The sequence below is a fragment of the Gilliamella sp. Choc6-1 genome, assembly GCF_001690385.1.
Lineage (GTDB): Bacteria > Pseudomonadota > Gammaproteobacteria > Enterobacterales > Orbaceae > Gilliamella > Gilliamella apicola_A.
The window spans coordinates 93002-105060 of the sequence record NZ_LZHI01000041.1 but is presented as its reverse complement, the minus strand read 5'-3'; the positions used below and the strand labels follow the sequence as shown (position 1 = coordinate 105060).

At 34.9% G+C, this 12059-nt stretch carries 8 protein-coding genes; 6 read left to right on the top strand and 2 right to left on the bottom strand.

The features are described from left to right. Nucleotides 1–233 precede the first annotated feature (233 nt). Nucleotides 234–710, top strand: a complete 477-nt coding sequence (locus tag A9G36_RS06320; protein ID WP_065569572.1) for a toxin-activating lysine-acyltransferase — start codon at nucleotides 234–236, stop codon at nucleotides 708–710. A gap of 114 nt (nucleotides 711–824) precedes the next feature. Further along, on the top strand, nucleotides 825–4088 hold the full coding sequence (locus A9G36_RS06315; RefSeq protein ID WP_065585518.1) for an autotransporter outer membrane beta-barrel domain-containing protein: 3264 nt from the start codon (nucleotides 825–827) through the stop codon (nucleotides 4086–4088). A 33-nt stretch (nucleotides 4089–4121) separates the two neighbouring features. On the opposite strand, the gene A9G36_RS06310 is transcribed toward A9G36_RS06315, so the two are convergent. Together A9G36_RS06310 and A9G36_RS10170 are read right to left on the bottom strand one after the other, a co-directional pair. Beyond that, the gene (locus A9G36_RS06310; protein ID WP_065585517.1) at nucleotides 4122–4439 is read right to left on the bottom strand and encodes a MarR family winged helix-turn-helix transcriptional regulator; all 318 of its coding nucleotides are present in this window, start codon (nucleotides 4437–4439) and stop codon (nucleotides 4122–4124) included. Nucleotides 4440–4545: 106 nt separating this feature from the next. Next, nucleotides 4546–4701, bottom strand: a complete 156-nt coding sequence (locus tag A9G36_RS10170) for a hypothetical protein (protein WP_176701019.1) — start codon at nucleotides 4699–4701, stop codon at nucleotides 4546–4548. A 514-nt stretch (nucleotides 4702–5215) separates the two neighbouring features. On the opposite strand from A9G36_RS10170, the gene guaA reads away from it, so the two are divergent. From guaA to A9G36_RS06290, 4 genes are all read left to right on the top strand, one after another. After that, entirely contained in the window at nucleotides 5216–6799 is a 1584-nt protein-coding gene (gene guaA / locus A9G36_RS06305) for a glutamine-hydrolyzing GMP synthase (protein ID WP_065569569.1), read from the top strand. 447 nt (nucleotides 6800–7246) lie between these two features. Further along, the gene (locus tag A9G36_RS10295) at nucleotides 7247–7540 is read left to right on the top strand and encodes a contractile injection system protein, VgrG/Pvc8 family (protein ID WP_034946324.1); all 294 of its coding nucleotides are present in this window, start codon (nucleotides 7247–7249) and stop codon (nucleotides 7538–7540) included. A gap of 13 nt (nucleotides 7541–7553) precedes the next feature. Continuing rightward, nucleotides 7554–8003: a hypothetical protein gene (locus tag A9G36_RS06295; protein ID WP_065585516.1), complete on the top strand. Its 450-nt coding sequence runs from the start codon at nucleotides 7554–7556 to the stop codon at nucleotides 8001–8003. 29 nt (nucleotides 8004–8032) lie between these two features. Continuing rightward, nucleotides 8033–12055: a toxin VasX gene (locus A9G36_RS06290; RefSeq protein WP_065585515.1), complete on the top strand. Its 4023-nt coding sequence runs from the start codon at nucleotides 8033–8035 to the stop codon at nucleotides 12053–12055. Nucleotides 12056–12059 lie beyond the last annotated feature (4 nt).

Sequence of the window (12059 nt, the reverse complement as noted above, 5' to 3'; positions counted from 1 at the left end):
ATTTAATTATATATTATTCAAATAGTTATATTTAATTTTATTGAGCCTATCAAAAAAAGGGCATTTTAAAAATATTCTTTTGAATATTTTATTGGCAATGTACTTTTATACTTCAATAAAACAACCAGTTAATCAAGAAATGTAAAATCTTATTAATAAAAAAACATAATTTGATGAAATTTTGTTAATTAAGTAATATAATTGTTAATTATTTTTAATAAAGGTAAAAGTGTATGGGCGATTTTAATCAAACAGGTGATAGAATCATTGCACCAAGTATATATCCTGAGACGCTATGGAGTGAAGCTGAGGTATTAGGCGCCATGATTTGGTTATGGAATCAAAATCCAGATTATAAAAAAGCCGCACTTGATTCAGCTCTAGACGTTTTACAACCCATAATTCGCTCTAAAAACTTTGCGTTAATTGTTCATAATAATAAGCCTTTAGGTTACATGAATTGGGCTTATTTTAATCGCCAAGAAGAGCAACAATACCTCAATAAAGAACTGCCTTATACCCAGTTTGTTCATTGCAATCAATTAAATAAATCCAAACGACTATGGATACTCTCCTTTTACTGTCCGTTTGGATTACGTGATGTCTTTTTAACGAAATCAATCTGTAAAAAAGTACTAAAAAATAATCTTTGTTATTTCGGCTATCACAAATCTAAAAATAAGACAGTCATTAAAAAAGTTCAATGTTGAGTTTTCCAAATTAATTATGATTTATAGCTAATTAGTTTTTATGTGATTGTTTTCATTGTGTAAAAATAAATATGTGATATCGCTAAGTTTTATCACTCATTAAAGGTAATAATTATGAATAAAGTCTACCAAACAAAATTTAATATTGTTACTGGTATTACAATAGCATGTTCTGAATTAGTTCGCAGAGCTTGTAAATCAACGACCACATTTACATGCCTCGTTACTTCAGCTTTAATGATTCCAACTTCTGCATTTGCTTTAGATTGTACAGCAAATGCTGATGGTTCATATTTAGTAGGTCAAAACAGTCCTAGCTGTAATAATATTAAAGTCGCTACCGTAACTCAATCTGGTAATGCTAGTTTTTATATCCTAACAAGAAGTAAACTACATGAAAAACTTAATGTCGGGGATACAGTTTTAACTGCAAATGTTAATGGAGATTATACTGGATTAGCGAATCAATATGCTAGCGGTGGTTCTGGAAGTTCAATTAACGCAGGTGACTTAAATTTTACTATTGTAAATAATGGTAACTCTATTGGGCTTGCAACATATCATAATGTTGATATAACGGCCAAAAATGTCGAATTAAATGTAACGAACGATTATACTCGAGGTAGTAATTTAAGTGGTAATATTGCATCTTATAGCCTATTGGCAGGTTCGGCTGTAAATTCCGGAGAAATAAACACTTATAACGGAAAATACAGTACAATTACTGTCGATAAATTAAAAATTAATCAAGCAGTAAAAGGCGGCAAAACCCAACCAATTTTAAATAATGGTATTCGAGCTATTCAAGGTGCTTACGATAACTCAGGTAATGGTTCAGCCGGTCAAGTTATAATCAATGATAATTTAGATATGACATTGACAGGGAATCGTTCTATTGGGATTTACATCTCAGGTAACCCTACTAATCATGATACAGCCGATAAAGTTGGTGCGGATGGTCAATTGACGCCCAAAGTAATATTAAAAGGTGAAAAAAATACAATTACCATAAATAAAAGCAGCGAAAAATCGACATTAAAATGGGATAGCTCTGCAATAAAATTAGGAAAAACACGTAACACTGGTGAAGGTGCGGGTATTTTAGAGTCGTATGGAGAATTGACGATTGATACAACCAATGCTCTAGAGGGTAGTGGTATCAAAATGGTCCGCAATTCATTGATAAAAGCGGATTATGAAAATAGTTCAACTATTATCAAAACAGGAGGTTATGCACTTGAAATTGGTACACATGACGATGCCACTTTAGGCGGACAGCTTGAACAGGCCGCATCGCATGGTGTGAAAGCTAGTTTTAAAAATGCAATATTCACAACAACTGGTACCAGTGCAGATCCTGTAGTAAATGGTTCTATAGGTCGTAAAGATTTAATATTTGTCGATCAAGGGCAAGTTGATACGGTTTTATCCTTTACTGGTGACAAAACAAATCTTACTGCAAATGATGCAGGCTATATTATTAACGTAAGTGGTAATTACACTGCACCTAATTATCAATTCTTTTCTAACACTTATGATTCTAATGGAGCTGAACTTGGGCACGATGCATATCAAGGATCATCAGTCACATTTAATGCTTCGGGTAAAGGTAGCATGACTGGATTAGTCTATAAAGGTTTAGTAAAAGTCGAAGAAGGTGAGGTTTTAGATACCAATGTAAATACTGTACTTAATATTAATTTAAATGATAATTTTACATGGAATTTGAAACCAAATGATACAAACAACATAGCAAAATTTGATAAGGTTGAGCTGAACAATGGCGCAACAATTAATGGTGCTTTTGATGATGCAGGTGGCAATGAATTTATATTACAAGGGGATGTCATAAATAATGGCGGTATTATTAACTTGGATAACCATTCACATGGAAAATATAATGACATTTTAACTATTGATGGTAATTATAGCGCTTCTGGCAATGCAATAATTAAAATAAATACGCTGTGGAATAACCCAAGTGTAATGTATAGCACTAATTCGCAATCAGATATGTTAAAAATTACAGGTACGGCAATTGGAGTAACAAAAGTTATTCCGGTAAATTCGGCTGGAAAAGAAAATATTATTGACGGAAATATTCAGCAAATCACAAGTATCATTAATTCAGTGCCAGTAATTTATGTTGGGGAAAGTAGCAATGAGCAAGCTTTTCAAGGCGTTGCACACACTAGTGGTGCAACTGAGGTACAATTAGCAAAACGTACAACTGCAAATGGAGATGAATATTACTGGACAATGGAATCAGGCAATCCAACACCATTAATCCCTATAATACCACCTGAGCTACCGACATCACCAATATTTCCAATGCCGATAGTGCCATTAACACCACAAATTGATCTGGCTGAGCCTAAACCGATTTTATCAAGTCCAGTTGCTGGTTATGTTGCTATGCCAAGAGTCAATCAAGAACAAGGACTTTTAAGCATTGGAACATTACATGAACGCCGTGGACAAGATATAAAATTTGATTCTGTCAATTATAATAGCAATGAATACGCAGGAGAAACATGGGGAAGAATATTAGGCAAACACCTTAAACAAAATGGGAAAGATCGCTTAAATTATGATACAGATATATATGGAATCCAATTTGGGCATGACTTAATTAACGAAGTTTACGAAAATGGAGGTCATAATCATGTTGGTATGTATTTAGCCTATAGTAAGGCTTATACTGATTTTTCTGACAAATATCGAGCTGAAAACGGAAGACTTTCTCATAATAAACGGACAGGTAAAGGTAAATCAGAGTCAGTAAACTTAGGATTAACCAATACTTATTTTTCTACCGATAACAGCTATCTTGACTTAGTGGGGCAATTTTCCTACTTACGTAACAAATATGAAGCTAGAAATGGGAATAATCCTCATTCCCAAAATGGTTGGGGTATTGCTATCTCTGCCGAAGCAGGGCATGCTTTTACAATAAACCAAACGGATTTAAATCAAAATTATTGGTTAATTGAGCCTCAAGTTCAAATGGTGTATCAATATGTTGACTTAGATAGCTTTAAAGATAAATACAGAAAAGTGGATCAAAATGGTCAAGATCTACTTAGGGGGCGAATAGGGGTTCGGCTCGCTTATAATCAAAGCAAAGATCATCAAACAACAACACTTTATGCTATAGGTAATATTTGGCATGATTTTATCAAACCCAATGAGGCTGATATTGGTCGAGATAGTTTACGTGAAAAATATGCTAACACATGGGGTGAATTAGGGCTTGGAATCAAAGCTCCATTAGGTCAAAATATGTACTTATACGGCGATACTCGCTATGAACACGATTTTGGTAGTGCTAAACGTCAAGGTTATAGAGGAAATCTTGGTATAGAACATAAATGGTAATTCTGAATTAAAAATTTAAATCACGATTTAGTTTCAAATTGTTATCAATATTATACGTACGTAATGGCTTGTTAGGCATTGCGTACGTTTTTTATTCAGCATAGTTTCATTTGCTTTATTCAATTCTTTTGGGGTTAATTGAATGGATTTTGCTCGACTATCTTTAATTGAGCAAGAGCATTTTATATAACTTTTTTCTAAATTCTCTAATATTTGGGAAATTGTCATCACATCGATATTTGTTTTATTTGATACAATAACTTGTGTTATTTCGCCTGATCGCTGTGATAGATAAGCAAGCGTTGCACGCACTATAAATTGCGGATGAGTGATAGACTGTTTTTCAAGCAATTTTTGATATTCGTATGCCAGAACGAATAGTTTTCATAAAAACAAAACCAATAGATTCAGAATCAGTTTGGAATTGAGTTAAAAACTTATCGTCCTTTGTCATAATTTACCCTTCAACTAAACTATTTAATTTGTAAGCTTTATCAATAATATCATCTGAAATCTGTTTTATAAAATCATAGAATGCTTTCGTATCCATTTTTAGATCTGGTTTTAGAGAAATTTCTAATTTTAATGCATATTGATTATGTGATATTTCCATAATTTAATGTGAGAAAAACAGTAAACCTATTTCAGGCATATCAAATTATTCTGTAAATTCCTGCTTATCAATAATCTTTGATAAAGTCACTTCCATTTCTGGTATATTTTGTAATTTGAAAATACCTTTAGCCCCTGTTTTTAAGTCACCAAATATACGAAAGTCTTCAAGATCAGTTTCCCATAATTTTCTTAAATTAAGAGCAGTATAATATTGCAAATTGAATTGGTTTAGCCTTTGTTGGTAATATGAAACAAATTGAAATGGTATTCATGGGTCTCCTTTTAATAAGTTTACTTATTAATTAAGTAAAGAGAATTCAATTCTTTGATTTATTGACTTATTACAAGGTTAATTTGATGACCATGATATTGAATTTTGTAATAAGATGATTTCAAAATTATTAATAATATAAATATTTATCAATGTTTTTAATTAATGATCTCAATTTAATCGGTAAATGATACAATAGCATCCCAATTTTGTAATAGTTCATAGTTTAGGAATAAAATTGATGAAAAAAGACATCCACCAGCAACGTATTTTAATTCTTGATTTTGGTTCACAAGTTACTCAATTAATTGCTCGTAGAATTCGCGAAATCGGCGTGTATTGTGAACTTTGGCCGTGGGATGTATCAGAAGAAAAAATCAAACAATTTAATCCTAAAGGTATCATTTTATCAGGTAGTCCTGAAAGCACGACTGAACTAAACAGCCCACGAGCACCCGAATATGTCTTCAACGCAGGTGTGCCTGTATTAGGGATCTGTTATGGCATGCAAACTATGGCAATTCAAGTTGGTAAGGGCGGTCAAGTGACTGGATCTAACCAACGTGAATTTGGTTATGCTAAAGTGGATCTTGTTGGATCATCAAAATTAACTGATGGTATTTTTGATAGTGCAAGTGAACAAGGCGTTAATCAACTTGATGTTTGGATGAGCCACGGTGATAAAGTAACAGCATTGCCTGATAGTTTCACACTGATTGGGCGTACTGAAACTTGCCCATTTGCTATTATGGCTAATGACGAAAAACAATTTTATGGCGTTCAATTTCATCCAGAAGTAACTCATACTGTAAAAGGTTTCGAGTTATTGCAACGTTTTGTGATTGATATTTGTCACTGTGAAAAGCTCTGGACACCATCTTCAATTATTACCGATGCTATTGCTCGAATTAAAGAACAGGTTGGCAATGACAAAGTATTACTTGGCTTATCAGGAGGGGTTGATTCTTCTGTTACAGCATTGTTATTACACCAAGCTATCGGAGATCAATTAACTTGTGTATTTGTTGATCATGGTTTGTTACGCTTGAACGAAGCTCAACAAGTTATGGATATGTTTGGTAATAAATTTGGCTTAAATATCATAGCTGTAAATGCTGAAGAGCGCTTTTTAGCTGCACTAAAAGGTGAAGCAGATCCTGAAGCAAAACGTAAAATTATTGGGCGTGAATTTGTTGCTGTATTTGATGAAGAGGCGGCAAAATTAAAAGATGTAAAATGGTTAGCTCAAGGTACTATCTATCCTGATGTCATTGAATCGGCAGCAGCTGACACAGGTAAGGCACATGTGATTAAATCACACCATAATGTAGGCGGATTACCCGAAAATATGAAAATGGGCTTGGTTGAGCCACTGCGTGAACTGTTTAAAGACGAAGTACGCAAAGTCGGTTTAGAACTTGGCTTACCTTACGACATGCTTTATCGCCATCCATTCCCTGGTCCCGGCTTAGGTGTTCGAATACTTGGTGAAGTAAAAAAAGAGTATTGCGACTTACTACGTAGAGCCGATGCTATCTTCATTGAAGAGCTTTACAAAGCCGAGCTATATCACAAAGTCAGCCAAGCCTTTACCGTATTCTTGCCTGTACGCTCAGTTGGTGTCATGGGGGATGGTCGAAAATATGATTGGGTTGTTTCACTGCGAGCTGTTGAAACGGTTGACTTTATGACTGCTCATTGGGCTCACTTACCATATGAATTTCTTGGTCGAGTTTCTAATCGCATTATTAATGAAGTTAACGGCATATCCCGTGTTGTGTATGATATAAGCGGAAAACCGCCAGCAACCATTGAGTGGGAATAAAAGCACTAACAACGAAATAAATTATTAACATTTATTAAAGCCGGTGGTATCACAGTATCGCTGGTTTTAGATCTTCCTGCAATGATTAACGTTATAACTCCTTTAACAAATGATAATTTTATTGTTGTTTGTGTATCAAATAAATTTGCTTGATTATTAATTCCGTTGAAAATCATTCAATATTTGATTTTCTTTTCATAGTGATAAAAACAGAACTTGGCAAAACGCACCAAAAAGTCAATTAATTTACGATTACGAAATCCATCATACCCAATAATAAAGTCGAATTTCTACAACAAAATGGTTGATTAATTACTCAAAAAAAGTTATTTTAACGACTTTTTAAACATTAACTGTTAATGTATTTACATTCACTAACATTGATTGTTTACGCATCAAAAATAAATAATATTTAGAATTTGGATATTGCATTAGTAAGGAATATAAATGTCTTTTTCGGGTTTAATTTCAACTGGGTTAGATGCTCTTTCTTCAGCAGTACCTCATAATCGTTACTCCCTTAAATTGAATGAACTGAATATAACCGAATCAATTTCAGTTGATGCTGTTGCCATTGATGAACAGTTAAACCAACCTTGGCGTTATATTATCACCTTTACCAGTTGCAACCCTAACCGTGAGTTAATCACACAATGGCAAGAAAGTGATTTAGCCTTTATTCAACGACTATTGGCTGATGTTGGCATCAGCCTAGCGATCTGGATGTTCATGGTTGTGTAGAAAAGGGTAAATAATGATTTTTGAATTAAATAATACCAACAACTTATTTAAATACCGTTACTTATTGGTTGATAACATCGTCGTCCTTAACCCAGTTGAACCATTATCAAAAGAAGAGTTAATAGATCTATTTGGTGAAGACACCCCATTTGGCGAAAAAAAACTCACGCAAGTTTTACGTTCGGATTTAGATTATACAGAACAAAAACGGCTCCCCCTTGATAACAAGGTGATTATGCAAGCAACACAACTGGTTGAACAAGCTTATCAATTAGGCTTAACTGACGCTAACGATATTCAATTTTGGGTATTAAATGGCTTAAGGTACCAAACTGCATTTACTCAGCATCCTAACGTGCTTGAACAAATAGCCAAAGCGCAAAAAGAGCCGAGCACATTCTCAAAACACGTTATTAACGCCCAGATTCACCTTGAAATCTCATCACTTTCGATTAACGAATAACAAATAAGACAAGCAATAAAGGATGTAAGATGAAGAAAGCAGCAAACCTTGCGTTAGAAAATGTAATCCAAGCATCGGGCGCTTGCCCTGTCTGTGAACGAACTGGGCTACCGGTTTTTTTACTGCGTCAGGCTGTGATAAAAACAACGTCGAGTTTAACAAAAAAAGTCAACGCCACTTATCAAGAGTTAGCCGATTACGCTAAAAACTTAGATTTTAAAAACCGCATGCCAGAAGAGGCATTAGAATATTATAGCTATGTACTGCGTATTTTGCGTAAAGGTTATGTGTATGTGATGCAACAAAAAGGCGACGACATCCATAGCCGAATACTCCATGCGTATGAATGCATTGATGGGGCACTACGTTTAAGAAACTACCATGACCTGCCCAATACCGAGCCAAGACCTTTATCAAAAGCGTGTAACAAAGCTTGCCATTCTATTCCGGCATCGTTCATCAATCTTGATGATAAAAACTTTACGCAAGCTTGGGTGGCTTATTGTTCACGACCTTGGTCGAAAACAACCATTGATGATTACCTACAAGAACAAGATAGCCAAGCGCTATCCCGTTTTACCCAAATTGATATACAAAAACTCAAAGACTCACCGTCTGAGGCAACTGGCAACCGAGCCGTACCGTTTAAAGATATTTTTGGTAGTAGTTATCAGACTTACCAAGCAGAAAACAGCAAAGTACTGGAATTTCGTTTTGATGAGCATCTTGATAATTTTGAATCGGTACATGGGTTTACCCGTTTAAAAGACCAAAAATTAAAATATGTGCTACATACCAATCAATTATACCAAGGGGATAAACCGATATCCTGCGGCGTCGTGCTGGAAGACACTTTAGGCATTGCCGAAGAGCTCAACTCGCAACGGGTATCGCACCTGCATATGTTTAACGAAATACCGTTAACCGCAGAAGAAGTGAATTTAGCAGAAGAATTAATCGATGGTTTTGACGATTTAGACAAAGCAACAAAAATCTACGAACAACGAGCAAAAAACATGCTCCACACCATCAATCCTGCATTGAAAAGAAAATTTGATTATTATCAACCCGTGATGTTTAAAAAGCGGATAATTTTACAGCTAATGGAACAGTACCGAACTTCGATTGTAACTTCGTTTGATCATAAAATAGCAATTTTAGAACAAGAACATGAAAATTTAATAAAAAATAACCCTGAAGGGTATTCTATTACAGCTAGATCACAGGATATCACTAGAAAGGCATTAAGTATAAGCAAATTAAAATCGATGAAAGATGAAAAACTCAATGATTTTGATAGCTGTGTGGATCAAGGTAAAGTTGATACCTTTAAAGGGGAATTAGAATCCGCTTATCAAAAAGTGGTTGATTACCATAAAGAGTGGTCGCAGGACTATTTTACCTATGTCCGTTGGTTATTTGGCAAACAAGGGATTGTCTCGCAATTTAGCAAAACCAAACCCAAAAGTGTTAACACCAATCATTTTTGGCAACGTGAATTTGATTTCAGTACTGAAACGACGCAATTGGTGCACGCATCAGAAGTGGGCTCTATTTTAGTCGATACCACTCATTCCGAAATCAAACTCGATCAAGACAGCGCCCTGTGGGACGAGCTGCTCAGTAATCCTGAAAGTATCTATTACATTACCGAATATAATAACGCAAAAGGTATTGATCGTGACGAGCCTATCTACGTAGACTTAAAAACGAACGAATTAATAACACCAACCGACTGGTTATCAAAATCAACGGAGTTTATTGGTACTGTTTCTACTGCAATGGTAGAAAAAAAGAGGGATAAAGAGCTAAACAATAAAAAAATCGTATTAGAAAAAAACAAAGCCGAGTTGGAAGCTAAAATTGAACAAAATAAACAAAAAATTGACGAGCTTGAACAACAAAAAAAACAGATTCCAGTTAGTGATCCGGTAGCGCAAGAAAAACTCAGACGTGAAAAAAAGGTTTATGAAACGAAGCATAGGGAATTAAATAAAAACCTTGAAGTGGTAAATAACGAATTATCAAAGCTTGCTAGTTCAACACAACACACTCAAGTATCAACCCAATATAGTGAAAGTTTACTTAACCGCACGGCACTAAAAAAACAGGCAATACTGGCTAAAGACACCCTACTTAAACCGATAAAATCGCACTGGATGCGGCTAAATGCATTTGATGAACTTGCCAAACTAGGGGCGCTACCGGTTGAAATAAACGTGCAAATTAAACCAGAAAATATCGTAAAAATTCAAAATTTATTAACCCAAATGCATCGTGGTTTTTACAATCGTGGCGCCTATCACCCGCATGAGCTTGCCTTTTTAGAAAGTGTTGATATTGATGAAAAGCCAATTAAAACCAGCTCGGGCAAAATGCAAAAAGCGAAATTTACCCTATGCTTTCCTGATAAAGTCAGTAAAGCCTTATTTGTAGACTTTATTAATAGCACCAATGGCACATTAAGCCCATACAGCTTAAAACAATTTATGGAGCAAAAGTATAAAGATTATTTCAAATTAATCCATAAACAAAAAACACTGCTTGAAAACATAGAAAAAGTGAATCAAGGCAAAGCCTCAACCACTGAAGTATTAAGCAAAACCAGTGATAAAGCCCTAGAACAAGCAAAAGCTAAAATAAACGAAAAAATATCAAAAGCGGGTGGTGTGATAGACAAAGCGCAACATGAATTAGAAAGTATCTATAATGAGGTAGAACTACAAACCGCTAATCAAAACGCCAGAACAGGGAAAATAACTTTTGGTATCAATCTTGCGGTGAACGGTATATTAGGTACCCTGACCCTAATAAACATTAGCGATATGCTTAAAGAGTGGGATGAAGCAAAAGAAGGTAACGGTGAAACTAATCTAAAAGGGCAAATGCTTAAAGATCTGGTGTCACTGGTACTAACTGGCATCGACTTAACTAACCAATATAAAAATATCAAACTCAATATGCAAATGGCTGAAGCGATTAACGCTGGTAAAAATGTGCGTCCAATCAAAGCACAAATTAAGCTCAATACTATAATCAGTAAAACTGTTTCTAGAGCAACGGCTACGATCACGGTATTAGATGCGATCGGTGAGCTAAAAAGTTCGTTTGATATGATGAATATGGAAGATCAAGATTATTTTAAAGCAAGGCTCTATGGTTCACTTTTCCTAGGTGCTGGCGCTGTTATAGTAGCATTAGCTAGTTCATGGATAACTGTGATTGTGGGGGCTATTTTAATCATTAGTGGTTCAATCGCAGTTATGTTTAGTAAAAAGTACGATAATTTTACGGCTATTCAACACTGGTTAAACCGTTGTTGCTTTGGTAAGCAACAAGAATTGGACTATTTAGGCTATCAAGCCTATCACGAAGATGAATACAGCACTCACGCGGGTTTTGGTTTAGCGCTCAACGACTATGCGATTATGGTTTATAATATTCAAACTTTTATTCGTTTAAAACCGCTGTATCATGTACCATCAACAACAGAAATACTAGTCAAGCCCGATGCCCCAAATCAATTTCAACGGCACATCTATTTTTATTTGGATATTCCCGATTTTGCCAAATACAATCAAAACGAAAGTGCAATTGCGCTAATTCGCTTATTTATTAATGATTACCCAAATCTAAAAAGCGAGCCAGACCCACTGCCCGAAAAATATATCGATCTAAAATACCGTATCACCTCGCAACAAATAACGTTATTAGCCATCAGCAAAAACTATGGTAACCTCAATCTTATTTCGACGGATAAAAAAGCCTATTTTGATAAGTATGATCGTAATATCGGCATACTGACTAGGCTCCCAATACCTGATTATAGTAAAATTGATGAGCCAAACGAATTTACTTTAACCACATCGGCCAATCATCTTACTGATAAAACCACAACCAATAGCGACGAGCCAGTGCAAAATGGGCTTATTATCAATAAATGGATTGCTGGCACCATAAGTGCGTTTAATATTGTAAAATATCAAATTATTGTGCAATACAATAACCGTGAAGACGTGCCATTAATCGTGACTAAAAACAATAAAATTTAAATTA